We start from the raw sequence: 25378 nt of genomic DNA on the forward strand, positions 1-25378 counted from the left end.
GCCCAAGGGAGCGGTTTGCGGGCCTCCGTCGTACGGGGGAGAGGTGCCGCGATCTCCCTCGCTAGGGGGATCCCGGCGTCACGAGCCCCGTCTCGTAGGCGCAGATCACCGCCTGCACCCGGTCCCTGAGAGCGAGCTTGCCGAGCACGTTGCTGACATGGGTCTTCACCGTGTGCTCGCTGACGAACAGGGTCGTGGCGATCTCCGCGTTGGACAGCCCGCGGGCCAGCAGCCGCAGGGTCTCCACCTCGCGCGCGGTCAGGACGTCCAGGCGCTGCGGGGTGACCTCCGCCGCGGCCTCCTCGCGGCGGCGCCGCACGATGTCCGCGACCAGCCGCCGGGTCACCGTGGGTGCGAGCAGCGAGTCCCCGGCGGCGACGACCCGCACCGCGTGCACGAGATCGTCGCGCCGTACGTCCTTCAGCAGGAAGCCGCTGGCGCCCGCGCACAGCGCCTCGTACACGTACTCGTCCAGGTCGAACGTGGTCAGCATGACCACCTTGCAGCTGGACTGCCCGCACACCCGCCGGGCCGCGTCCAGTCCGTCCATGACCGGCATACGGATGTCCAGGAGCAGCACGTCGGGCGTGTGCCGCCGCACCGCGGCGACCGCTTCGGCGCCGTCCCCGGCCTCGGCGACCACCTCGATGTCCTGCTGTGCCTCGAGGATCATGCTGAAGCCCGCGCGTACCAGTTCCTGGTCGTCGGCGACGACCACCCGGATGCTCATCCCAGGGCCGCCTGCCGGTCGAGGGTCGCGGGAAGCCGTACGACGACCCGGAAGCCGCCCTCCGGCCCGCGCCCGGTGTGTGCGCTGCCCCCGCAGGCGGCGGCGCGTTCCCGGATGCCGATCAGACCGTGCCCGCCGTGGCCGGCCGTCGGCCCCCGTCCGTCGTCGGTGACCGTCAGGGTCAATTGGTCCTCCGCCCAGTCGAGTTCGACGATCGCGGAGGCAGCGTACGCGTGTTTGACGGTGTTGGTGAGGGCCTCCTGCACCACGCGGAAGGCGGCGACCTCGGTGTCCGGGGGCAGCGGGCGGGGCGTGCCGCAGGTGCGCAGCTCCACGCGCAGCCCGGTGGACTCGGCGACCTGGCGGACCAGGCCGGGCAGCTCGGCCACGCCCGGCTGCGGCAACCGCCATGGGCCGCCACCCGCCTGCGGGTCCTTGAGCACGCCGAGGATCCGGCGCAGCTGCGCCATCGCGTCCCGCCCCGCCGTCGCGATCGCGTCGAACGCCGCCTCCGCACGCGCCGGGTCGCTGCGCACCACGACCGGCCCGGCCTCGGCCTGCACCACCATGAGGCTCACCGCGTGCGCGAGGACGTCGTGCATGTCCCGGGCGATCCGGGAGCGCTCCTGGGCGATGGCCCGCGCGGTGTCGGCGGCCCGCTCCCGCTCCAGGCGCCGGGCCCGGTCCTCCAGCTCGGCGGTGTAGGCCCGCTGCACCCGGGCGAGCACGCCGAAGCCGTACGCGCAGACCACGCTCAGCAGATGGAAGGCGTATTCGAACGGCTGCGGGTCCTCCTTGTGCATCATCGTGAGCGAGACCCCGAGCAGCCAGCCCACCAGCATCAGCCGGCGGTGCCAGGGCCTGCCCAGGGCGGCCATCGTGTACAGGACGACGATGCCGCCGTACATCACGTCCGGTGGCGGCGCGTGGTAGACGGCCTGCGCCGGGGTGGCCACCGACACGGCACACGCGGTCGCGAACGGCGCCCGCCGGCGCCACACCAGCGGCACCGCGGTGGCCGCGCCGATCAGCCAGCCCTGCCAGGTCAGCCGGTCGTCGCCCTCGTCGGGGAAGATCCACTGCAGGGAGACGGCGAACAGCACGAGTGCGGCGAGCGCCGAGTCGACGACGTACGGGTTGGCGGTGCGCAGGCGCTCGGCTACGGGGGAGATCCAGGAACGAGCGGACACGGGCGGCTCCTCGGGGCAAGGGCCCTTTCAGTATCGCGAGGGACCTCGCGCCCCGTCCTCACCGGCGAGAGGGATATCAGCGGCCCGCCGCGAGGTCCCCTACGCCCCCTTCTCCGGCTGCCACCCCAGCCCCCGCGAGATCCCGCGCGCCGCGAGCCGCACCGCCGGCACCAGCACCGGCACCTGTGCGTCGGTCTGCGGTACGACCACGGACACGGCGGCGACGACCGACCCGCCCGGGCCGCGCACCGGTGCGGCGACCGACAGCGCGTCGTCGGTGACCTGGCGGCTGCTCACCGCCACCCCCGTGCGGCGTACGTCGGCCAGCACGCGGCGCAGCCGGGCCGGTTCGGTGACCGTGTACGGCGTGAAGGAGGCGAGCGGCGCGGCGCAGTACTCCTCCTGGAACTCCGGGGCGCTGTGCGCGAGCAGCGCGAGCCCCACCCCGGTGGCGTGCAGCGGCCAGCGCGCCCCGACCCGGATGTGCACGCCGACCGCCGACCGCCCCGACAGCCACTCGATGTAGACGACCTCGGGACCGTCCTGGACCGCCAACTGGACGTTTTCATGCGTCGCTTCGTACAGGTCCTCCAGATACGGCAGCGCGATCTGCCGCAGCGCCAGCCCGCGCGGGGCCAGCGCGGCCACCTCCCACAGCCGCAGCCCCACGTGGTAGAGGCCGGAGTCGTCCCGCTCCAGGGCGCCCCACTCGGTCAGCGCGGTCACGAGCCGGTGCGCGGTGGTCAGGGTCAGCCCGGCCCGCCGGCTGATGTCGGTCAGGCTGAGCGCCGGATGCTCGAGGTCGAAGGCGGCGAACACCGCCAGCAGCCGGTCGGGCGCGGAACGCCTCCCCTTGGCCGTCAGGGAGGGCACGGCGTCGGCGGTCATCGGCGTCCCCTCACCCCAGCCCGGACTCGGTGACTTTCCGCAGCAAGGTGTGCAGCTGCTCGCGCTCGGCGGCGTCGAGCGGCTGGACCAGCTCGTTGGTCACGCGCTGCCCGGCCTCGTCGGTGTCCCGCAGGAAGGCCCGGCCCCCGTCGGTCAGGACGACGATCCGGCTGCGGCGGTCGTCGGGGGAGGGGCGCCGCTCGGCGAAGCCCAGTTTCTCCAGGTCGTCGACCAGGCCGACGATCGCGCTCGGGTCGTAGCCGAGCGACGCGCTCAGCTCGCGCTGGAGCGCGCCCGGGGACGTGGCGAGGAAGCGCAGCAGCGCGTAGTGGCGCAGGCGCAGGCCCGACTCCTGGAGGAAGGAGTTGAACAGCTGACCGGAGCGCAGGCCGAGGCGGTACAGCAGATAGCCCGTGTCCGCGTGCAGTCCGCGCATCCACGGCTCGCTCGAGTCGATCGGTGCGGGGTTCGTGGTCTGCCGGCTGGTGATGGCGGGCTCCCTGGTCGAGGCCCCGGGTGGGGCGGTGCGTACGTACGGGACCCAGCATGACGCAAGGACGGGTCGACAACAACTATTGACGTCGACAACTATTGTTCTTACCTTCGATCTCGAAGCCGCACCCCCACCGAAGGGACCCGCTCGTGCCCAGCATCGATCTCACCGGCAAGGTCGCCGTCGTCACCGGCAGTGGCCGGGGCCTCGGCCTCGCCTACGCGCAGGCCCTGGCCGCCCATGGCGCCGCCGTGGTCGTCAACGACATCGACGAGGCCGTGGCCGACGCGGCCGTGAAGACCATCACCGAGGCCGGCGGCAAGGCCGTCGCCGAGGTCGTCCCGGTCGGCACCACCGAGGCCGCGGACCGGCTGGTCGGCCGCGCCGTCGAGGAGTTCGGGCGGCTCGACGTCCTGGTGACCAACGCGGGCATCCTGCGCGACAAGGTCCTGTGGAAGATGACCGACGACGACTTCGACGCGGTGATCACGACCCACCTCAAGGGCACCTTCACCTGCGCCCGCGCCGCCGCCGTCCGCATGCGCGAACAGGGCGAGGGCGGCACCCTGATCCTGGTCGGCTCCCCGGCCGGCCAGCGCGGCAACTTCGGGCAGACGAACTACGCCGCCGCCAAGGCCGGCATCGCCGCCTTCGCCCGTACCTGGTCGATGGAGCTGGGCCGCGCGGGCATCACCGTCAACGCGATCGTGCCGGTCGCCGCGACCGCGATGACCGAGACCATCCCGGCCTTCGCCCCGTACGTCGAGGCCCTGAAGAACGGGCAGCCCTTCCCGGACTTCCTGCGCAAGGGCGAGGGCTTCGGCACCCCCGAGGACTGCGCGGCCCTGATTCCCTTCCTCGCCTCCGAGGCCGCCCGGGGCGTCACCGGCCAGGCCATCGGCATCGGCGGCGACAAGGTGGCACTCTGGTCGCATCCGCAGGAGATCGCGGCGGCCTACGCCGACGGCGGCTGGACCCCCGGCACGCTGGCCGACGTCTGGCCGACCTCGGTCGGCGCCGAACTCCAGTCGGTCGGCATTCCGGCGCCCAAGTTCCCGGAGGCGTGATGGACCTCTCGCTGAACGTGGACGAACTGGTCGCGATCGACGTCCACACCCACGCGGAGGTCTCCTCCAAGGGCCACTCCTCCCTGGACGACGACCTGCACGACGCCTCCTCCGCCTACTTCAAGGTCGAGGGCAAGCGGAAGCCGACCCTTGAGGAGACCGCCGCCTACTACCGCGAGCGCAAGATGGCCGCCGTCATCTTCACGGTCGACGCCGAGTCCGCGACGGGCACCGCGCCGGTCCCGAACGAGGAGGTCGCCGAGGCGGCCGCCGCCAACGCCGACGTGCTGATCCCCTTCGCCTCCATCGATCCCTTCCGGGGGAAGGCGGGCGTCAAGCAGGCCCGCCGTCTGGTCGAGGAGTACGGGGTGAAGGGCTTCAAGTTCCACCCCAGCATCCAGGGCTTCTTTCCCAACGACCGCTCGGTGGCGTACGACCTCTACGAGGTGATCGAGGAGACGGGCACGATCGCCCTCTTCCACACGGGGCAGACGGGCATCGGCGCCGGGGTGCCCGGCGGGGGCGGCATCCGCCTGAAGTACTCGAACCCGCTCCACGTGGACGACGTGGCGGCCGACTTCCCCCACCTGAAGATCATCCTCGCCCACCCGTCCTTCCCCTGGCAGGACGAGGCCCTCGCCGTCGCCACCCACAAGCCGGGCGTGCACATCGACCTGTCCGGCTGGTCGCCGAAGTACTTCCCGCCGCAGCTGGTGCAGTACGCCAACACCCTGCTGAAGGAGAAGGTCCTCTTCGGTTCCGACTTCCCCGTCCTCACCCCCGACCGCTGGCTCGCCGACTTCGAGAGGCTGTCGATCAAGGACGAGGTCAGGCCGAAGATCCTCAAGGAGAACGCCGCCCGCCTGCTCGGGCTGACGAAACCGTAAGGGGCGCGACATGCGCAACGAGGGACTGGGGTCGTGGCCCGCACGCCGGGCCCGCAAGACCCCCCATCGCACCGCCCTGCTCCATGGCGACACCGCCTACACCTACGCACAGCTGCACGACCGCACCACCCGCCTCGCCCACGCCCTGCGCGAGAGGGGCGTAAGGCGCGGCGACCGCATCGCCTACCTGGGCCCCAATCACCCCTCCTACCTGGAGGCCCTGTTCGCGGCCGGCACGCTCGGCGCGGTCTTCGTCCCGCTCAACACCCGCCTGGCCGGCCCCGAGATCGCCTACCAGCTCGCCGACTCCGGCGCCAAGGCCCTCGTCTACGGCCCGTCACACGCCGGACTCGTCGCGGGACTTCCGGGCAGCACCGACGTGCGTACGTACGTCGAGGTCGGCGCGGAATACGAGGCGGCGCTGGCGTCGGCCTCCGGGGAGCCCATCGACGCACCGGTCACGCCGGACGACACCTGCATCATCATGTACACCTCGGGCACGACCGGCCGCCCCAAGGGCGCGATGCTCACCCACGGCAACATCATCTGGAACGCGCTCAACGTCCTGGTCGACACCGACCTGATCGCCGACGAACGCGCCCTGGTCTCGGCCCCGTTGTTCCACACGGCGGGCCTGAACATGCTGACGCTGCCGGTCCTGCTCAAGGGCGGCACCTGCGTCCTGGTCGAGGCCTTCGACCCGGACGCCACCCTCGACCTGATCGAACGGCACCGGATCACCTTCATGTTCGGCGTCCCGACCATGTTCGACCAGGTGGCCAGGCACCCCCGCTGGCCTGACGCCGACCTGTCGTCGCTGCGCATCCTGACCTGCGGCGGTTCCCCGGTGCCGACCCCGCTCATCGCCGCCTACCAGGAACGGGGACTGACGTTCCTTCAGGGCTACGGCATGACCGAGGCCGCGCCCGGGACCCTGTTCCTGGACGCCGAACACGCGGTCACCAAGGCCGGTTCGGCGGGCGTACCGCACTTCTTCAGCGACGTACGGGTGGTACGGCCGGACATGGTGCCGGTCGACGTCGGGGAGACCGGCGAGGTCGTGGTGCGCGGCCCGCATGTCATGCCCGGCTACTGGGGGCTGCCCGAGGAGACGGCCGCCTCCTTCGCGGACGGCTGGTTCCGCAGCGGGGACGCGGCACGCGTCGACGAGGACGGCTATGTCTTCGTCGTCGACCGCATCAAGGACATGATCATCAGCGGCGGCGAGAACATCTACCCCGCCGAGATCGAGGACCTGCTCCTCGCCCACCCGGACATCGTCGAGTGCGCGGTGATCGGGGTGCCGGACGACAAGTGGGGCGAGGTGCCGCGCGCGGTCGTCGTGCCGCGCGAGGGCGCCTCGCTCGACCCCGACGAACTCCTCGCTTCCCTCGCCGGCCGGCTCGCCAAATACAAAATCCCGAAATCGGTGGTGCTCGCGGACGAACTCCCGCGCACCGCCTCCGGAAAACTCCTCAAATCCCGTGTCCGTAACCGGTACGGCAACCAGTAAGGAATCGCATGAGCATCACCGTGAACGGCCTCGACGAACTGAAGAAGCTCGCGGGCAGCGACCTCGGCACCAGTGAGTGGATCGAGATCACCCAGGAGCGCATCAACACGTTCGCCGACGCCACGGGCGACCACCAGTGGATTCACGTCGACCCCGAGAAGGCGGCCGAGGGCCCTTTCGGCGCCCCCATCGCCCACGGCTACCTCACCCTCTCCCTCTTCATCCCCTTGTTCACCGAACTGCTCGACGTCCAGGGCGTCACCACGAAGGTGAACTACGGCCTCAACAAGGTGCGGTTCCCCTCCCCGGTCAAGGTCGGCTCGCGCATACGGCTGGTCGGGAAGCTGGCGGAGGTCGAGGAGGTGCCGGGCGGGGTGCAGATCACGGTCGACGGCACCGTCGAGATCGACGGCGGGGCGAAGCCGGCGGCGGTGCTGCAGAGCCTCTCGCGGTTCTACGCCTGACCCCGAGCGCGGTGCGGATGGGGCGTGTGAGGTAAGTCACCTGAGCAGCGTAAAGTTCACACTCGGCGTCCCTCGGTCGTTGACCTGCGGAATGTCCCGACTCGTAGGCTTCCCCTAGGGTCGCTACGCCCCGGTAGGCGATACGGTTTGCGGACCAGGCTCTCCGCCGCGCGGCGCAGGGTCGATGAACCTCACCCTTCCACTCTCCTGACCAGGGGACACTGTGATCAAGCGAGCAAGAACCACTGCGCGGTCGACGGCCGTCGTCGACACCCACGCTGCCGCGACGCGACTCGACGCCCCGAGTGAACCGAAGTACGCCCGAGCACGGCGCCGCGCTCTTTCCGCCACGCAGAACCGTAGGACGGACGGGATCACCTTCTCGTCGTCGGTTGGATGACATCGAGTCTCCCAGAATGACTAGCCCGCTGGTTCCGCTTCGACAACTCGTACTCAAGGTGCACAGCCGGTGCGACCTGGCATGTGATCACTGCTACGTGTACGAGCACGCCGACCAGAGTTGGTCCTCCCGGCCCAAAGTGATCTCCGACGAGGTCGTTTCCTGGACGGCGCTGCGTCTGGCGGAACACGCCAAGGCTCACGCACTGCCCTCCGTGCAGGTCATCCTGCACGGAGGTGAGCCTTTGCTGGCCGGCCCGGCGCGGTTACGCCGAATCTGCGAAGAACTGCGTACCCATCTGGACGGGGTTTCCCGGCTCGACTTACGCATTCACACCAACGGAATTCAGCTCAGCCGCAGATTCCTCGACCTTTTCGCCGAATTCGACGTCCGGGTGGGTATTTCCCTGGACGGCGACCGGGCCGCCAATGACCTGCACCGCCGTTATTCCGACGGCCGCAGCAGCCACGACAGAGTGCTCGCGGCGCTCTCACTTCTCCGGCAGGAAAGCTACCGCCATCTGTACGCGGGCCTGCTCTGCACCATCGACGTGCGCAACGACCCCGTCGCCGCCTACGACGCGCTGGCCGCCGAGGACCCGCCGCGCATCGACTTCCTTCTGCCGCACGCCACCTGGGACGACCCGCCCCTGCGCCCCGACGGCGCCGGTACGCCGTACGCCGACTGGCTGATGGCCGTCTACGACCGCTGGGACGCACAGGGACGGCCGATGCCGGTGCGGCTGTTCGACTCGGTCATCAGCACCCTGGGCGGCGGCCCGAGCCTGACCGAGAGCATGGGGCTCGCGCCGGCCGATGTCGTGGTGGTCGAGACCGACGGCACCTTCGAGCAGGCGGACTCGCTCAAGACCGCCTTCGACGGCGCACCGGGCACCGGCGAGGACGTCTTCCGCCACTCCCTCGACGAGGTGGCTCTGCATCCCGGCATCACGGCCCGTCAACAGGGGCTGGCCGGGCTGAGCGAGACCTGCCGGTCCTGCCCGGTCGTGCGCTCCTGCGGGGGCGGGCTGTACGCACACCGGTATCGCGGGGACGGCACGGACTTCGACAATCCGTCGGTCTACTGCACGGACCTCGAAGCGCTCATCCGGTCCATCGACGCCCGCACCGGAGCCGGAGCGGGCCGACCGGTCGAGGGATTCGACGCCCTGGCCGACGGCACCGACGACGGCACGGCCGTACGGGAGCTGGCGGGGGCGAGGCAGGCGGTCACCCGTGAGCTGCTGGCCCTCATCGACCAGGAACCGGGCGACGACGCCGAACTGTGGGCCTCCGCATGGCGCACGGCGCTCGAACTCGGCCGACGGGGCAGCGCTCCGGTGGCGGCGCTGCTGTCCCACCCGTACACCCGTGTCTGGGCCGTGCGCTGCCTCGACGGCGCGGCGCCGGCCGGCCATCTCGCCGCGCTCCTGGCCGCTGCCGCGCTGCCCGCCGGTGCCCTCGACCGCATCACGGTGCCGGTGCGCGACGGCTACGCCCACCTTCCCGGGCTGGGGCGGCTGCGCACCGAAACCACGGCGCCCACGGTCGATCTGACGCCCGATCGGATCGACGGCCCCGGATGGGAGCGCCTGCGGTGGCTGCGAGCCGACGGGCTGGAGGTGGCGCTGGACGACATCGATCCGTACCGCGACTGCTTCGACCGGCCTGTCCGGGGGCGGCTGACGGACGCCGAGGTCGCACAGTGGCGGCATGTGCTGCCCCAGGCATGGGCGTTGATCCGCAGGGCGCTGCCGCGCACGGCCGAGGCGATGGCCGCCGGTGTCCGTGTGATCACCCCGCTCGTCGGCTCGGCCGATCCCCTACCCACCGCTGCCGGTGCCGGATTCGCGGCGCTGGGGGCCGCCCCGACCACCGACCCGGTACACCTCGCGAGCGAACTGGTACGGGGCTTCCGGCTCGGCGCCCTCGACGCCCTGCTCGACCTGTGTGAGCTCTACGACGAGAGCGACACCCGCGTCGGCGAACTGCTCGCCGACGTCTACGCCCGCGCGGCGACCGACCTGCTGCGGCCCGACCCCGAAGCGGCGCGGCGTACCCGCGCCCGGCTGGACGAGCTGGCCGCCGCCCCCTCACTGACCGCGCTCGGACGGCGTTTCGTCGACGGTGTGCGGCGGGGCGGCGTATGACGGCGGTCCGGCTCTCGGTGCGCGATCTCGACGCCCTGGGCGTACGAGCCGGAGAGACCTTGCTGGTGCACGCCTCCCTGCGCCGGGTCGGTGTGACCGCCGACGTCGTGCGGCGTGTGCTGGTCGACGGGCTCGGACCGGGAGGCACGCTGGTGGTCCCGACGTTCACCGCCGGGAACTCCGACACCTCACCGGAATACCGCAGCCACACACAGGGCATGACGGACAGTCAGTTATCGGACTACCACGAGGAGATGCCGCCCTTCGACCGCCTGCGCACGCCCTCGCAGGGCATGGGGCGGCTGGCCGAGGCCGTGCGGCGCGCCCCGGACGCGGTGCGCAGCAGGCATCCGCAGACGTCCTTCGCTGCCGTCGGCGCCCGGGCCGCGGAGCTGATGGCGGACCACGACGAGGAATGCCACCTGGGGGAGGAGTCGCCGCTCGCCCGCCTGTACGCCGCGGACGCGCGGGTGCTGCTGATCGGTGTCGGCTACGAGGTGTGCAGCGCCTTCCACCTCGCCGAGTACCGCGTCGCCGACCCGCCCTGGCGGGAGTACCGCTGCGTCGTCCTGCGGGACGGACTGCGCCACTGGATGTCGTACAAGGACGTCGACCTGAACGACGGCGACTTCGGCGCCCTCGGTGCCGCGTACGAGGCGCACGACGCCGCCCTGCCCGTGCCCGGCGTGCGGCACGGGCGGCTCGGGTCGGCCCGGGTGCGGTCGTTGCCGCTGCGGGCGGCGGTGGACTTCGCGGTCGGATGGCTGGCCGGAAATCGCCCCAGCCCACACCTGACGAAGCGGCTACAAAAAGCGCCCGGCTTCCTACACTGAGTGTCCACGCTCCCAGGGGGACGGAGCGGGATCGGGGGACCATGTGCAGCCGATGGCGCCGTTACGGGCGGACGCGACCGCCCCGTACTTCTTTCTCAGCTACGCCCACACTCCCCGGGACGAGACCGACGAGAGTGATCCGGACGTGTGGGTGCACCGGCTCTTCCGCGATCTGTGCGAGGACATCCGGCAGCTGACCGCCGTGCCGCTCGGCGCGTCCGGATACATGGACCGCTCGATGCGCGCGGGCCAGCTGTGGACGACCGAGCTGGGGGACGCGCTCGCCGCCTGCCGGGTGTTCGTGCCCCTGTACTCGCCGCGCTACTTCAACAGCTCCTGGTGCGGCAAGGAGTGGACGATCTTCGCGAACCGGGCCGCGCGGTATCGGACCGAGGGGCGCCGGGGCACACCGGGCGCGATCGTGCCGGCCCTCTGGGCGCCGATCGAGGACCACCAACTCCCCGAGACCGTCAAGGACATCCAGTACAGGCACCCCGAACTCGGCGACCGGTACCGGGACTACGGGTTCTACGGCCTGATGAAGCTGAGCAGCCAACGCCGCCACTACCAGCGAGCCGTGTTCGAACTGGCCCGGCGCATCATCGAGGTCGGCAGGAGCGTGGTCGTCGAGCCGGGGGAGACCCCCGCCTGGGACGCCGTGCACGACACCTTCGCGACCCTGCGCACCGGGCGCGTGCTGCGCATCACCGTGGCCGCGGGCTCCCTGGACCGGCTGCCCGAGGGACGCAGCCCCGACTACTACGGCCCCTCGGCGCTCGACTGGAACCCCTTCCGGCCCGAATGCCCCAGGCCCCTGGCCGAGATGGCCGCCGCGATCGCCGAACGCAACGGGTTCCGGCCCGACCTCCAGGCCTTCGACACCTGGCACAGCGAGGCCGGGGGTACCCCCTCCGCGGGAGGATCGGCGGCCGTCGCCGGCCCGGAGGTCATGCTGCTCGACCGCTGGCTGCTGCGCGACCCCGAACAGCGCACCCGCCTCAGCAAGTTCGACGCCACCCATCGCCCGGCGACCGGCCTCATGGTGCCCTGGAACGACGACGACCCCGACAGCGAGGACGCCAAACAGGCGCTGACCGCCGAGACGGCGGCGACCCTGCCGCGCACCGTCAGCCAGGGGGAGCAGGCGTGCCGGCCCGCCGTCCGCGGCATCCCCGACCACGAGTCCTTCGACGCGCTGCTGCCACGTGTCGTGCAGTGGGCAGCGGCCCAGCACCTCAAGCAAGCCCCCGCGCAGCCGCCGCCGGGCAGGGCCACCCCCCGCTTCCGGCTGAGCATCGCCGGGCACGACGACAACCTGTCACCGGTGCATCGCCCGCATGCCGAGGAGGAAGACCGCGATGAGCAGCCTTGACGGACGGGCCGGCCGCGACGGCCGGGTCGTGACGTTCTACTCGTACAAGGGCGGCACCGGCCGGACCATGGCCCTCGCCAACACCGCCTGGATCCTCGCCGCCAACGGCAAGCGTGTCCTCGCCGTGGACTGGGACCTGGAGGCGCCCGGCCTGCACCGCTTCTTCCACCCGTTCCTCGACCCGGCGACGGTCGGCGCCACCACCGGCGTCATCGACCTGCTCACCGACTACGCCTGGGCGGCCTCGGCCGACGCCACGGAGACCGAGCACCGGCCCCCGGACTGGCACCGCCAGTACGCCCGCATCCAGCGCCACGCGGTCTCCCTGGACTGGCCGTTCCCCGAGCCGGGCACCCTCGACCTCGTCTCCGCCGGCCGGCAGAACCGTGACTACTCGGCGATCGTCTCCACCTTCGACTGGGACAACTTCTACGAACACCTCGGCGGCGGGCTGTTCTTCGACGCGTTACGCGACGACATGCGGCACCACTACGACTACGTCCTCATCGACAGCCGCACCGGTCTCTCCGACATCGCCGACATCTGCACCGCCCATCTGCCCGACATCCTCGTCGACTGCTTCACCCTCAGCGGCCAGAGCATCGACGGGGCCGCCGCGGTCGCCCACCACATCGACGAACGCTTCCGCAGCCGCCGTATCCGCATCCTGCCCGTGCCGATGCGCATCGACGAGGGCGAGAAGGAGAAGGCCGACGCGGGACGCTCCCTCGCCCGGGCCAAGTTCGACCGGTTCCCCTCCGGCATGACCGAGACCCAGCTCACCGGCTACTGGGGCTCGGTGGAGATCCCGTACCGGCCCTACTACGCCTACGAGGAGACCCTGGCCACCTTCGGTGACGAGGCGGGAAACGCCGGCTCGCTGCTCGCGGCCTTCGAACGGCTCACCGGCGTCATCACCGACCAGGCCGTCACCGCGCTGCCGCGCATGGACGAGGAGGTGCGCCTCGCCATCAAGAAGGCGTTCACCCGCAGCCGTTCGGCGCTCCCGGCCGACCTGCACCTCAGCTATGTGTCCGAGGACCGGATGTGGGCCGATTGGATCGCCGCGCTGCTCACCCGGGCCGGCTTCCGGGTGGTGCTGAAGTACGTCGGCTGCGAGAGCGACGGGGCCGAGAAGCCGGCCGACCGCACGGTGGTCGTGCTCTCCCCGGCCTACCAGCGCTCGGCGCGTGCCCGCCAGGTGTGGGAGGCCGCGACCGGGGGCGATCCCTCCGGCCGGCGCCAGGTCGTCCCGGTCCGGGTGGGGGACATCCGTCCGGCGCCGACGTTCAGCGAGTGGGCGCCGGTGGACCTGGTGCGGCTGGACGAGACACAGGCCACCGGAGCGCTGCTGCGCGCCCTCGGCAAGCCCGCCCTGCCCGCCGAGCGTCAGGCCGACGGGCCGCCCACCGAGGCCCGCTTCCCGGGCACCGCGCCCAAGTTCTGGAACGTCTCGCCCCGCAACGCCTCCTTCACCGGCCGCAGCGCCCTGCTGGAGAGGCTGCGCGACAGCCTCGGCTCCAGCACCACCGGCGTCTCCCCGGCGCCGTACGCCCTCTACGGCCTCGGCGGGGTCGGCAAGACCCAGATCGCGCTGGAGTACGTGCACCGGTTCGCCGCCGACTACGACCTGGTGTGGTGGATCCCCTCCGAGCAGAACGAGCTCGTCATCTCCTCCCTCGCCGAACTCGGCGGCCGCCTCGGCCTGCGGGTCGGCGACGAGGCGGCGCAGGCCGCGCAGGAGGTGCGGGACCATCTGCGCCAGTCCGGCTCCACGCTGCGCTGGCTGCTGGTCTTCGACAACGCCGACGAACCGCAGGAGGTCAGCCGGCACTTCCCCGGCGGCAACGGCCACATCCTGGTCACCTCCCGCAACCAGGGCTGGTCCCAGCACGGGGAGACCATCGAGGTCGACCCCTTCCTGCGCGAGGAGAGCATCGAGCACCTGCTGCGCCGGGCCGCCGACCTCAGCGTCGAGGACGCCGACCGGGTCGCCGCGGCCGTCGGCGACCTGCCCCTCGCCCTCGACCAGGCCGGCGCCTGGCTCGCCGAGACCGGCACCCCCGTCGACACCTATCTGGCGGAACTGGACCAACAGGCCGAACTCGTCCTGTCGTTCAGCCAGCCCTCCAACTACCCGCAACCGGTCGCGGCCACCTGGAACGTCTCCATCGAGCGCCTCAAGGAGCGCTCCCCGGCCGCGGTGCAGCTGCTGCAGCTGTGCGCCTTCTTTGCGGCCGAGCCGATCTCCATGAAGCTGCTCTACGGCGACGAGATGATCCGCGTGCTGGCCGAGAAGGACCCCTCGCTGCAGGAGAAGATGGTCCTCGGCCGGGTGATCCGGGAGATCGGCCGCTTCGCGCTGGCCAAGGTCGACCGGGGCACCGAGTCGATCCAGGTGCACCGGCTGGTCCAGGCCGTCATCCGCGCGCAGATGACACCGCAGGAACAACTGGACGCCCAGCACGTCGTGCACCGCATCCTGGCCGGCGCCCGGCCCTCGGGCGAGGAGCCGATCGACGCCCCGGAGAACCGTCCGGTCTTCGCCGCGATCTGGCCGCACCTGGAGGCCTCCGAGGCGAGCACCTGCGACGAGCCCAAGACCCGCCAGCTCCTCATCGACCGGGTGCGCTACCTCTGGAAGCGCGGTGACCTCAACGTCGCCTTCAGCCTCGGCGAGGAGCTTCGCTCGTCCTGGGAGGTGCAGCTGAACGCCCGCAGCACCCAGATCGCCGAGCTGGAAAAGCGGATCGCCGCGGACAAGGAACGCACCGGCACGGCCGACGCCGAGCACACCAAGGCGCTGGCGGAACACGAGCGCTATGCCCGGGACCTGCGGATGCAGATCCTCTATCTGCGCTTCCACATCGCGAACGTGCTGCGCTCCCTCGGCAAGTACGTGGAGGCGGAGCGGGTGGGCTCGGACACCCTGGCCCAGCAGCGCCGGCTGCTGGCCCCGGACCATCCGCACGTCCTGATGACGACCAGCGGGCTGGCGACCGACCTGGGGAGCATCGGACGGTTCGCCGAGGCCCTGGAGATGGCCACGGCGGCGTACGGCGGATTCAAGGAGAGCTTCGGTGAGGACCACCCGCGCACCCTCAAGGCCAACAACAACCGAGCCGTCTGCCTGCGCCAGCTCGGCCGCTACGGCGAGGCACGCGACGTCGACCAGGAGATCTACGACCGGTGGCGCAACGATCTCGGTGAGACGAACCCGGAGACCCTGCTGAGCGCCACCAACCTGGGCCGCGATCTGCGGGAGGTGGGCGAGTACGGCACCTCGATCTCGCTGCTGCGCCGCGGATACACCGCCTATCAGGAGCTGTTCGGCGACACCTACCCCGAGACCCTGCGCACCGCCAAGAGCCTCGCCGTCTCCCTGCGCAAGGCGGGACAGGTCGCCGAGGCCCGCGCCATCACCCACCAGACCCGCGAGAACTACCGCACCCGGGAGATCCCCACCACAACCCCCGACGTCCTGGACTGCACCCTCAACTACGCCACCGACCTGTACGCCACCGGAGCCCGCGACGAGGCCCTCGCCCTGGCCGAGGAGGTCGTGCCCCAGTACCGGACGGCACCCGGCGTGCGGCACCCGGCGACGCTGGCCGCCGTCAACAACCTGGGTATCTTCCTGCGCGGCTCCGGCGAGGTGGGCAAGGCACGGGCCCTGCTGGAGGAGAACCTGGCCACGCTGCGCGAGGTGCTCGGCGAACGCCACCCGTACAGCCTCGCCTGCGCCGTCAACCTCGCCAACGTGCTGGCGGAACTGGGCAGGCTGGGCGAGGCCGAGGAACTCGAGCGGATGGCCGTCGCCGGATTCCAGGCCGGTCTCGGCCACGGCCACCCCGACACCGTCGTCTCGCGCGCCAACCTGGCGGTGACCCTGCGCACCCTGGACCGGATCCCGGAGGCCGAACAGCTCCAGGAGAGCGCCCGCACCGATCTGGCCCGGCTGCTCGGCGAGGACCATCCGCACACGGCGACCGTGCGCGAGGGCAAGCGGATCCACCGGGATCTGGAACCCCTGCCGGTGTGAGAGCCGGTCGCGGCGCGGGCGGGGTCTGTTCACAGGCGCTGACAGGCCGCGGGGTCAGTGCTGGTCGACGGTCACCCCGGGCCGGCGGCCGCCCAGCAGCCAGGTCACGATGTCCGGCAGCACACGCAGCGACCCGAAGTGCGCGGCGGCGGGCTGCAGGATGGCGGTCACGCTGGGGATGCGGGCGGCCAGCCAGCGGGTGTGGCTGGGCGGGGAGAAGACGTCCTGCTCCCCGTGCCACAGCAGCACCGGCACGAAGATGTCGGCCGGATTGAACCCCCAGGGGCTGCAGAACGACAGCGCGTCGTCCACCCATCCGTCGGCCGACACCCGCAGTGCCTCGCGGTAGTTGCGCAGCAGCATGGCCCGGACCCCGGCGTCCGCGACCACCCTGAGATCGGACTCGGTGAGGTCCCGGCGCAACTGCGCCAGCAGCCGCACCGGGTCCGAGCGGATGGCGACGGACCGAAGGCGCAGGCTGGCCGCGAGCCGGTCCGGGCTGGCGAGGGCCTTGGAGAACTCGTTGACGTTGGAGGCCGCCATTCCGGCGAACCAGTCGAGTCCGTCCGCGTCGCGCGGGGCCAGGCTCACCAGCACCGCGACCCGGGTCACCCGGTCGGGCAGCAGGGCGGCACAGGCCAGCGCGTGCGGTCCGCCGCCGGAACGGCCGACCACGGCGAACCGCTCGATACCGAGGGTGTCGGCGACGGCGGCGACATCGGCCGCGACGTGTGCGACGGACCGCCCGGGCAGCGGATCCGAGGAACCGTAGCCCGGGCGGTCGTAGGTGATCAGCTGGACCCGCTGGTGGTAGAGCAGCATGGGCCGGGGTGCGGGGCCGAGTCTGCTCCCGGGTGTGCCGTGCAGCAGGAACACCGGAAAACCGCCCGGATCACCGGAGATCTCGACGGCTAATCGTCGTCCGTCCCCCGTGTACACGTCTTTGAGCATGCGCGGTCTCCCCTCGAGGCCCCCGCCCGCGGTGGCATGCCGTGTGGTCGTGCAACGGCAATTCCCCATCGTGCCCCAGATCATCCCGATGTGCGGGAGTTTCCGGCTTCTGGCGGGTCAATGACCGCCGGGTGACGCCGACTTGTCGCTTCGGCGGCCGAACTCGCTCAGTCCGTGCCCTGCTTGTACGAGTACACGGCCGTCGTCACCGCGCACACCCCCGGCGGGATCATCTGCGCCCGCAGCGTGCCGCTGTTCACGTCGTAGTCGACGCCCTCCGTCTCGAAGGTGCCCGTGCACACGCTGCGCTGCGGCAGTGCGAACAGACTCTTCACCGCGCCGGTGACCGGCTGACCGTCCACCTTGCGCTCCAGGTCCACCTGGAGCAGCGGGCGGATCTGGGGGAAGAGCGTCCCTGTGGCGTCGTTCGAGGCGCACAGCAGCCGGGTGTCCGTCACGAAGTCGCAGCCCTGGATGTCGCGCACCGGCTTGTCCAGGGTGATCTGCCAGGCCTCCTTCAGGTCTCCGCCCGTGGGCGGGGTGGAAGGGTTGAGCAGGGGGGCGGGGAAGACCTGGAGTCTGTTCTGCTCCCCCCACTCGCCCGACACCAGCCACTGCCCGTCGGGCGAGACGGTGGCGAAGGAGTTGTTCAGCTTCTCGCCCGGGTTGAGCCGGTGGACGTACTCGTAGCGCTTCCCGGCCGGGGTCGTCACCGCGAACATCTTCGACGTGGCCGTGTCCGGGCCCTGGTAGGCGTCGAAGGTGTGGCCGCGGGCGACGTCCGGGTCGCCGATGTGGTTCCAGCCCTTGATCCGCAGGTCCAGCGGGATGGAGGCGAGCCCGCGGTACAGCAGTGAGCCGTCCGCGCGGCTCGCCAGGCCCTGCCCGCCGCCCAGCGTGTCCGTGTACGCCCTGCCGGTCTGCGCCCACTGCGGGTCACCGGCGGCGGACGCCGTCCCCGCGCCGAGCGCGAGCGCGGCCAATAAGCAACCGGGGGTGAGGAAATGACGTCTCATCAGGCTCCTGCCACGTCGACGAATACCGGGTTCGAATAGAACCACGTATCCGCCCACGGGTCACCGTTCCCGGGCTCGTGCGGGATCGGCCCGTGCGGGTCGACCGACGCGCCCAGACAGCCCGCGCCGTGGCGGTTGCCGTCGCTGCCGCGCAGCCGGACGTAGAAGGACTCGTCCCCGGCGGTCAGCGGGATGCGCAGGGTGTACGTCCCCTTGCGGCCGCTCACGTCCTCGGTCGTCACGACCTTGGTGTCCGGGGCCCGCCAGGAGTCCCGGTCGGCCACCGGGCCGCGCACCGCGCCCCGGATGACGTCGACGTGCGCCAACTCGGGCAGGATTCCCTGGGGGTTGGGCCGTGAGGCGGTCGTCACGGTGATGTCGAGGGTGAGCTTCTCGCCCTTGCGCACCCGCAGCCGGCCGCCCAGTGTGACGCCCCGGCCGAGGTCGCAGTCCCGCCCCAGCCGCACGTCGAGGCCGTCGAGCAGATGCCCGTGGTCCAGCCAGACGCGGCCCGCGCGCAGGCCCGCCATCACCGCGCGGTAGCCGTAGCGGGTGACGCCGACGTGGGTGCGGCTGAACTGGCCCGGCCAGAAGTCGCTGCCCGGCTGCGGGGCGGTGGTGTTCACCGGGTCGGGGAGCTTGCCGGTGGAGTCGAAGTTCTGCCCGGCCGGCCAGTCGCCGTTCTTCCAGGTGTCGAAGACGACGCGGTGGGCGTCGGAGTTCGTGGTGACCGAGAACAGGCGGCCCTCCGCCAGCATCGAGTCCCACAGCCCGCCGACCGTCGCGGTCGCCCAGTCGAAGCCGCCGTACGTCAGATACGCCTCCGCCGGGTAGCCGGGCCAGGACTGCGCCGACGGCTTGTTCTCGTACTCGCCGCGGATCGAGGTGGCGCCGCGCCGGCCGGGGATGGCCGCGCCCTGGGCGCCGGGCGCGCCCTCCATGCCGATCATGATCTCGGGAGCCGCGTCCCGCCAGCCCCGCATCTCGTGCGGGGAGTCGATGCCGAGTCGCAGGGGGTGGTTGGCGAGGACGAGGACATCGTCCACGTAGCCCGTGCGGCGCTGCTCGGCCAGCCACTTGATGGCCTTGACCGCGTGGGCCTCGTTGCGGGCGGTGTCCGCGTCGGCCGCGCCGCCCTTGTCGTAGCCGAGCAGCTTGCCGTCGTAGGCGCTCTCGAACCGCGTGAGCAGGTCGACCTCGTGCGCGCCCGGAGCCGTGAAGACCGTGCAGTGCTCGGCGGCCGGGATGTACCACTCCAGGCCCTGGAAGATCAGCTGGCGCGGGTTCTCGGCGCGGGCCCGGCGGATCTCCTCGTGTTCCAGCGCGGCGCCGTACTTGGCGTGGCCGAAGTTGGAGTGCTCGGTGAACACCATCCAGTCGAGGCCGTACTTGGCGCCGGCGGCGGCCAGTTGGGAGAACGTGTACTTGGCGTCGTGGCTGTAGACGCTGTGGATGTGGTGGTCGCCGACGAGGTAGGCCAGGCGCGGGTCGTCGCCGCCGAGTCGCCGGTCGGCCGGGGCCGGGGCCGGGGCCGCCGCTGCCGGTACGGCCGCGGAGCCCAGCGCGAAGGCGGCGCCGAACAGGCCCGCGCGGCGCAGGAGGCCGCGTCGCGACACGCCCTGCGCGTCGAGGTCGGCGGGGGATACGGAGGGGTCGGCCCAGGAGGGGAGCTGCTGCGCGGTCACGGTGATCCTCTGCGGGTCAGTGGTTCATGAAGGAGGTGACGGGCAGCGCCCGTTGGACGATCCGCACGTCGCCGAGGCGGCCGTGGAGGATCTGGTCGATCTTGCCGCCGTACTCGTAGCCGCCGAGCAGCCAGGGCAGGCCGACGGAGGTGATGCCCACCGCCGACGCCCTGGGATTGCGGACGACCGGGCAGCCCTCGACGTACAGCGTGGTGTGCCTGCCGTCGTTGACGACCGCCAGGTGCCACCAGGTCTCCAGCGGTGTCTCCTGGCCCCAGTTGGTGGCGATGCCCTGCTGGTTGAGCGGCCGCATCGCCCACTGCGGTTCGCGGTCGTTCGACAGGGACAGGGTCGCCAGCGGCTCGTCCGGGTCGTCGGCGGTCTTCCCCGCGGCGCCGCCCGTGCCGGTGCGGCCGATGATGCCGGACCAGGCGTGGTGGGAGGGGTCCCAGTCGGCGGGGAGGCGGTAGAAGGCCTCGATGGTGTAACCGTTGCCGAAGGTCGCCGAGTTGAGGGGGGCCTTGTCGACCGTGCGCAGGTAGGCGCCCTTCAGCGGGGACTTGAAGCCCTGGAACTCCAGGCTGCCGTGGCCGGGCTGGTCGGGGTGGTGGTCCGCGGACCAGCCCAGCGAGCCGCCGCCCACCGTCACCAGGGTGAGGTCGTTGCCGTGTCCGGACAGATCGCGGACCGTGTCGGACACGGCCGAGTCGAAGCGCCAGTAGGCCACCGTGCCCGGCACCAGAATCCTCGACGCGGGGCGCGCCGGACGCGCCGGCACCGGGTCGAAGCCCGAGAACCGGGCGGCGAAGTCGATGTCCACCGAGAACCGGTCGGCGTCGCCGCTCAGCTCGATCTCCTGCCGCTCCAGCTCGTTGAGCCCCTTCGCGGCCCGGCCCAGGATCCACGGGGAGACCGTCTCCACGTCGATGACGTTCCGGTCGAGGTCGAAGCGGTACAGGCGGATCATCGCCGCGCCGCCGAAGTACCGGTTCTGATAGTTCGTCAGGTGGAGGTGTACGTCATGTCCCGCCGCGTTCTTGCGGGTCGTCCGCCCGGCGGGCCAGTAGTGGCCGTTGAGGGTGAGGAAGATCTGGTCGTGGTCCTCGATCAGCCGGTCCCACAGCTGCTGCCCGTACGCCGACAGGGAGTCGTCCTCGACGACCAGCTCGTGGGTCGTGAGGATCACGGGGATCTTCGGGTGCCGGGCGAGGACGTCCTCGGCCCATGCGTAGCCCTTCGCCGACAGCCGCCAGTCCAGCGCGAGCACCATCCACTGCCGTCCGGCTGCCGTGAAGAGGTGGAAGCTGTTGTAGCCGTCGGGGGAGGCGCCCCCGAACGTCTTCTTCCCCTGGAACCGCTCCGGTCCGAAGGCGTCCAGGTAGGGCGTCGCGCCGCGCTGGTCGTCCGTCGACGACTTCACGTCGTGGTTGCCGGCGAGGACGCTGTAGCCCACGCCCCGCCGGTCCAGCAGCCGGAACGCCTCGCTGATCGCGGCGACTTCGGGCTGGGTGCCGTTCTGGGTGAGGTCGCCGAGGTGCGACAGGAAGACGATGTTCTCCTTGCGGCCGTGCTCCAGCAGATAGCGCAGGGACGCCTCGACCGGCGCCTTGTCGATGCTCGGCCCGTCGAAGAGGTACTGGGTGTCCGGCATCACGGCGAGCGTGAAGCGACGGCTGTCCGAGTCGGGCCGCCAGCCGGGCGCCGTGGACTCGGCGGGCGCGGCCCCGGCGACCGCCGGGACGGCGACCGAGGCCGTCGCGGCGGCACCGAGCAGCGCGGTGGCCCGCAGGAAACCGCGACGTCCGGCGCCGGCCTGTGCGGCCTCGCCGCCCGGGACATGGTCATGCGAAGTACACACGTGTGCTCCGTGAAGGGTGACAGGGGAGAGGAGGCGACAGGGGGAGAAGAGGCGACAGGGGTTCAGAGAACGCGCAGGGTCCAGCTCCAGCGGTGGACGCCCGGTGCGACGAGATACGACGGTGCGGTGTCGGGCCCGCAGGAGGCGGTGCCCAGGCCACGGTGCGCGGCGTCGACGTGCACCACGCAGCCGGGCCTCGGGACCAGCTCGTCGTGGTGCGCCGCGGACGCGAGGTCCTCGGCGCGGTAGCGGGTCACGGAGACCTGACGGGGCTCGTCCAGCGCCACGCAGAGCCCGGTGGCGTCCGGCGCCGACAGAGTGAACCGCCGTACACCGTGCCGGCCGCCGCTCTCCTGGGGCCGCAGATAGGGGGTGAACAACGCGTCGACGGGCAGCGAGTGATGGCCGACCGGCGCGCCCGCACGGCGATCGGGGTACGACTCCCAGGGCCCCTGCCCGAACCACTCCAGCAGGTCGAGCCCCGGAACCGTCTCGAAGACCGTGCCGACCCGCGCCACGTCGTGGAACGCCTCCGGCAGTTCGGCCTCCTCCTCGACCCGGACCCCGCCCTCGACGGCCGTGAGCACCTGCCGGTGCCGTACGACACCGGCGGTGCCCGCGTACTCCGCCTCCACCGTCACCCGGCCCGCGTCCTCCCGTACGGACACGACCTTGCGCACCAGCGCGTCGAGTCCCCAGGTCCGCCAGCGCAGTGCCATCCCGCCCAGCTCGTCGTTGTCGGTGGGCGCCCGCCACAGCGACAGCGTGGGCGCGAGCGTCAGCAGCGGGTGGACGAGGAGGCCCTCGTCGTCGATCTCGACGCTCCGGTCCGCGGGAACGACCGGGGCCTCGGCGGGTCCGCGCAGCCGGATCTGCGGCACGCACACCTCGGTGCCGCGCGGCGCCCACGGCTGGTCCTCGGCCGTCGTCACCCGCAGCGTAAGCCAGGCCTCGCCGCCGTCCCGCGGCACTTCGAAGGGCAGCGGTACGGCGGCCGTCTCGCCGGGGCGCAGGTCGGGCAGTTCGGCCGGGCCGGTCAGGGTCCGGCCGTCCGCGAGGACCAGCTCCCACGCCCCGGACAGCCAGTCCAGGGTGCGGAAGTGCTGGTGGTTGGCGAGGACGATGCCCTCGTGCCGGAAGCACTCGATACGCACCGGGGCCGCGATCTCCCGGTGCTCGTACATCGCGGGCTTGGGCGTGCGGTCGGGAAACACCACGCCGTCCGCGATGAACGCCCCGTCGTGGATCGTCTCGCCGAAGTCGCCGCCGTACGCCCAGCGGTACCCGGGCGCGGCGACACCGTTGTCATAGAGCCCGGCGCCCCCACGCCCGGCCGTTCTTCCGTCGCTCACGCGTTGCAGAATCCCGTGGTCCCAGAACTCCCAGATGAACCCGCCCTGAAGACCTGGGGTGGCCTCGATGGCGGCCCAGTGGTCGGCCAGCGTGCCGTTGCTGTTGCCCATGGCGTGCGAGTACTCGCACTGGATGAGGGGGCGCGTCTGCCTGCCCGACAGGGCGTGGGCGACGCAGTCCTCCAGCGGCGCGTACATCGGGCAGGCGATGTCGGAGGCGTCGTCCGTCGCCGCCCAGTCGAGCTTGGCCGCCCCCTCGTACTGGATCGGCCGCGTCGGGTCGTGTCGGCGCACCCAGCCCGCCGCCGCGTCGTGGTTCGCTCCGTAGTCGGACTCGTTGCCCAGCGACCAGATGATGACCGACGGATGGTTCTTGTCGCGCAGCACCATCCGCGAGACCCGGTCCACGAAGGCGTTCAGATAGCGCGGGTCGTCGGCGATCTCGTGGGCGTGGTCGTGGGACTCGATGTCCGCCTCGTCGACGACGTAGAAGCCGAGTTCGTCGGCCAGGTCGTACAGGGTCGGGTCGTTCGGGTAGTGGGCGGTGCGGATCGCGTTGAAGCCGAAGCGCTTGAGCAGGACCAGGTCGGCGCGCATGTCGTCGTACGACACCGTCCGCCCGGTCAGCGGATGGAAGTCGTGCCGGTTGACGCCCCGGATGAACACGCGCTCGCCGTTGACCAGCAGGTCCCGGCCGACGATCTCGACGTCCCGGAAGCCGATGCGGTGCCGGGAGGTGTCGGTGACCGTGCCGTCGGCGCGGTGCAGGCGGACGGTCAGGTCGTACAGCTCGGGCGTCTCCGCGTTCCAGGTGCGCACCTCGGGCTCGGTGGTCAGCAGCCGGGCCTCGCCGAGGAAGTCGGAGACGCGTTCGTCCTCGACGTTGGCGCGGTCGAACTCGGCGTCCTGGTCGAGCGGTCGGCCGTCCAGCTCCCCGGTGAGATACCACCCCTCGGGCAGCGCACCGCCCGCGTCCCGGACCCGGCAGTCGACCCGCAGCTCGCCGCTGTACGCCGCGCGCACGGTCACGTCCGCGAGGTGCAGCGGATCCGTCGCGTACAGCAGCACCGAGCGGGTGATCCCGCCGTGCCACCACTGGTCCTGGTCCTCGATGTGCGAGGCGTCCGACCACTTCACGACCGTCAGCCGTACGGTGGCGCGCCCGCCGGCGCGTACGACGCCGGAGAGGTCGAACTCGGCGGCCAGATGGGAGTCCTTGGAGATGCCGACGGGCCGCCCGTCCACATGCACCAGCAGCACGCTCTCGGCGGCCCCGACCTGGAGCACGATCCGGCGGCCGGCCCACTCGGCGGGGACGTCCACCTCGCGCTCGTACACGCCCGTCGGGTTGGCGGCGGGCGAGCCCGGCGGGAACTCGGGATACGGCATCCGGATGTTGAGGTACTGCGGAAGGTCGTCGAGGCCGTCGGCGTCCTGCATGGTCCAGACACCCGGCACGCAGGCCGAGGACCAGGCACCGCCGACCGGCGCGTCCGGAGCGGACAGCAACTGGAAGCGCCAGTCGCCGTCCAGGGGGAGTGCTCCGGGGCGCCGGTCGACGGCGTTCATGGGCTGCCGCCCCCAGGAGGTCACCTCGGGTGCCTCCCAGGGGCGAAGGGCGAGCAGCGGGTCGCTCGTCATCCGCGGACGGCCCCCTTCGCGAGGTCGCCGATGATCTGCTTGGCGCCGACCGCGAACACGATCAGCAGCGGGATGAGGGCGAGCAGGGCGCCGGTCATCACGATGCCGTAGTCGGTGGTGCCGTGGGTGCCGTTGAGCTGGGAGAGCGCGACCTGGAGGGTCACGTTGTCCGGGTTGGTGAGGGCGATCAGGGGCCAGGCGAAGTCGTTCCACTGACCCATGAAGGTGAAGATGCCGAGGAAGGCGAGACCGGGGCGGACCACCGGCAGCGCCACGTGCCAGTACTGGCGCAGGAAGTTCGCGCCGTCCAGCCTGGAGGCGTCGAGCAGCTCGTCGTGGATGGCCGTCTTCATGTACTGGCGCATCCAGAAGATGCCGAAGGCGTTGGCCGCGGCCGGCACGATCAGCGCGGTCATCGAGCCGATCCAGCCGATCTTCGCCATGACGACGAACTGCGGGATGACCGACAGCTGCGCCGGCACCATGAAGATGAGCATGAGCAGCCCGAACAGCAGCCCCTTGCCGGGGAACTCGAACTTGGCGAAGACGAACGCGGCGAGCGAGTCGAAGAGCAGGACCAGGAAGGTCACCGACACCGCGACCAGCAGCGAGTTCCACATCGACCCGAAGAAGTCGACGGCGTCGAAGAGACCTCGGACGTTGTCCAGGAAGTGCGTGCCCGGCAGCAGCTTCGGCGGGTACGAGAAGATCTCCGTCGAGCTGTGCGTCGACATGATCACGGCCCAGTAGAACGGGAAGGCCGAGAGCAGCGTGCCGATGATCAGCGGGAGGTGCAGCGCGATCCCTCTGCGGCGGGACCCCTTGATGGATGCCATGATGCGGGCCC

General features: G+C 71.4%; 18 protein-coding genes. 8 read left to right on the top strand and 10 right to left on the bottom strand.

Annotation, left to right across the window (positions count from 1 at the left end; genetic code table 11):
• Positions 1-61 precede the first annotated feature (61 nt).
• The 4 genes from EJ357_RS39835 to EJ357_RS39850 form a co-directional block, all read right to left on the bottom strand.
• Positions 62-730: a response regulator transcription factor gene (locus tag EJ357_RS39835; protein ID WP_126396551.1), complete on the bottom strand. Its 669-nt coding sequence runs from the start codon at positions 728-730 to the stop codon at positions 62-64.
• The gene (locus EJ357_RS39840) at positions 727-1920 is read right to left on the bottom strand and encodes a sensor histidine kinase (protein WP_126396553.1); all 1194 of its coding nucleotides are present in this window, start codon (positions 1918-1920) and stop codon (positions 727-729) included. The genes EJ357_RS39835 and EJ357_RS39840 overlap by 4 nt, the downstream gene beginning before the upstream one ends.
• 99 nt (positions 1921-2019) lie before the next feature.
• The gene (locus EJ357_RS39845; RefSeq protein ID WP_126396555.1) at positions 2020-2808 is read right to left on the bottom strand and encodes an IclR family transcriptional regulator; all 789 of its coding nucleotides are present in this window, start codon (positions 2806-2808) and stop codon (positions 2020-2022) included.
• Positions 2809-2818: 10 nt separating this feature from the next.
• Complete coding sequence (locus EJ357_RS39850) at positions 2819-3244, bottom strand: MarR family winged helix-turn-helix transcriptional regulator (RefSeq protein ID WP_126396557.1); 426 nt, start codon at positions 3242-3244, stop codon at positions 2819-2821.
• A gap of 206 nt (positions 3245-3450) precedes the next feature.
• On the opposite strand from EJ357_RS39850, the gene EJ357_RS39855 reads away from it, so the two are divergent.
• From EJ357_RS39855 to fxsT, 8 genes are all read left to right on the top strand, one after another.
• Positions 3451-4368, top strand: a complete 918-nt coding sequence (locus tag EJ357_RS39855; protein ID WP_126396559.1) for an SDR family NAD(P)-dependent oxidoreductase — start codon at positions 3451-3453, stop codon at positions 4366-4368.
• Positions 4368-5255, top strand: a complete 888-nt coding sequence (locus tag EJ357_RS39860; protein WP_175647682.1) for an amidohydrolase family protein — start codon at positions 4368-4370, stop codon at positions 5253-5255. The genes EJ357_RS39855 and EJ357_RS39860 overlap by 1 nt, the downstream gene beginning before the upstream one ends.
• A gap of 10 nt (positions 5256-5265) precedes the next feature.
• Positions 5266-6768 (top strand): o-succinylbenzoate--CoA ligase, encoded by a 1503-nt coding sequence (gene menE / locus EJ357_RS39865; RefSeq protein ID WP_126396560.1) that lies wholly within the window; start codon positions 5266-5268, stop codon positions 6766-6768.
• 8 nt (positions 6769-6776) lie between these two features.
• Complete coding sequence (locus tag EJ357_RS39870) at positions 6777-7232, top strand: MaoC family dehydratase (protein WP_126396562.1); 456 nt, start codon at positions 6777-6779, stop codon at positions 7230-7232.
• A 416-nt stretch (positions 7233-7648) separates the two neighbouring features.
• Complete coding sequence (locus tag EJ357_RS39875) at positions 7649-9781, top strand: FxsB family cyclophane-forming radical SAM/SPASM peptide maturase (protein WP_175647683.1); 2133 nt, start codon at positions 7649-7651, stop codon at positions 9779-9781.
• Positions 9778-10614: an aminoglycoside N(3)-acetyltransferase gene (locus tag EJ357_RS39880; protein ID WP_126396564.1), complete on the top strand. Its 837-nt coding sequence runs from the start codon at positions 9778-9780 to the stop codon at positions 10612-10614. Before EJ357_RS39875 ends, EJ357_RS39880 begins: the two co-directional genes overlap by 4 nt.
• A 52-nt stretch (positions 10615-10666) precedes the next feature.
• Positions 10667-11986 carry a TIR-like protein FxsC gene (locus tag EJ357_RS39885; protein WP_126396566.1) on the top strand — a complete coding sequence of 440 codons (1320 nt, stop codon included), beginning with the start codon at positions 10667-10669 and terminating at the stop codon, positions 11984-11986.
• Positions 11973-16028, top strand: a complete 4056-nt coding sequence (fxsT, locus tag EJ357_RS39890) for an FxSxx-COOH system tetratricopeptide repeat protein (RefSeq protein WP_126396568.1) — start codon at positions 11973-11975, stop codon at positions 16026-16028. Before EJ357_RS39885 ends, fxsT begins: the two co-directional genes overlap by 14 nt.
• Before the next feature lie 54 nt (positions 16029-16082).
• On the opposite strand, the gene EJ357_RS39895 is transcribed toward fxsT, so the two are convergent.
• From EJ357_RS39895 to EJ357_RS39920, 6 genes are all read right to left on the bottom strand, one after another.
• On the bottom strand, positions 16083-16979 hold the full coding sequence (locus EJ357_RS39895) for an alpha/beta fold hydrolase (protein ID WP_126396570.1): 897 nt from the start codon (positions 16977-16979) through the stop codon (positions 16083-16085).
• Positions 16980-17146: 167 nt separating this feature from the next.
• Positions 17147-17995 (bottom strand): hypothetical protein, encoded by an 849-nt coding sequence (locus tag EJ357_RS39900; RefSeq protein ID WP_126396572.1) that lies wholly within the window; start codon positions 17993-17995, stop codon positions 17147-17149.
• Positions 17995-19680 (bottom strand): PHP domain-containing protein, encoded by a 1686-nt coding sequence (locus EJ357_RS39905; protein WP_126396574.1) that lies wholly within the window; start codon positions 19678-19680, stop codon positions 17995-17997. Before EJ357_RS39905 ends, EJ357_RS39900 begins: the two co-directional genes overlap by 1 nt.
• A gap of 16 nt (positions 19681-19696) precedes the next feature.
• Positions 19697-21538 carry a LamG-like jellyroll fold domain-containing protein gene (locus EJ357_RS39910; protein WP_126396576.1) on the bottom strand — a complete coding sequence of 614 codons (1842 nt, stop codon included), beginning with the start codon at positions 21536-21538 and terminating at the stop codon, positions 19697-19699.
• A 62-nt stretch (positions 21539-21600) separates the two neighbouring features.
• Positions 21601-24531 carry a glycoside hydrolase family 2 TIM barrel-domain containing protein gene (locus tag EJ357_RS39915; protein WP_126396578.1) on the bottom strand — a complete coding sequence of 977 codons (2931 nt, stop codon included), beginning with the start codon at positions 24529-24531 and terminating at the stop codon, positions 21601-21603.
• Positions 24528-25367, bottom strand: coding sequence for a carbohydrate ABC transporter permease (locus tag EJ357_RS39920; protein WP_126396580.1), 840 nt, complete (start codon positions 25365-25367; stop codon positions 24528-24530). The genes EJ357_RS39915 and EJ357_RS39920 overlap by 4 nt, the downstream gene beginning before the upstream one ends.
• Positions 25368-25378 lie beyond the last annotated feature (11 nt).

The sequence above is a fragment of the Streptomyces cyaneochromogenes genome (assembly GCF_003963535.1).
GTDB classification, from domain to species: domain Bacteria; phylum Actinomycetota; class Actinomycetes; order Streptomycetales; family Streptomycetaceae; genus Streptomyces; species Streptomyces shaanxiensis.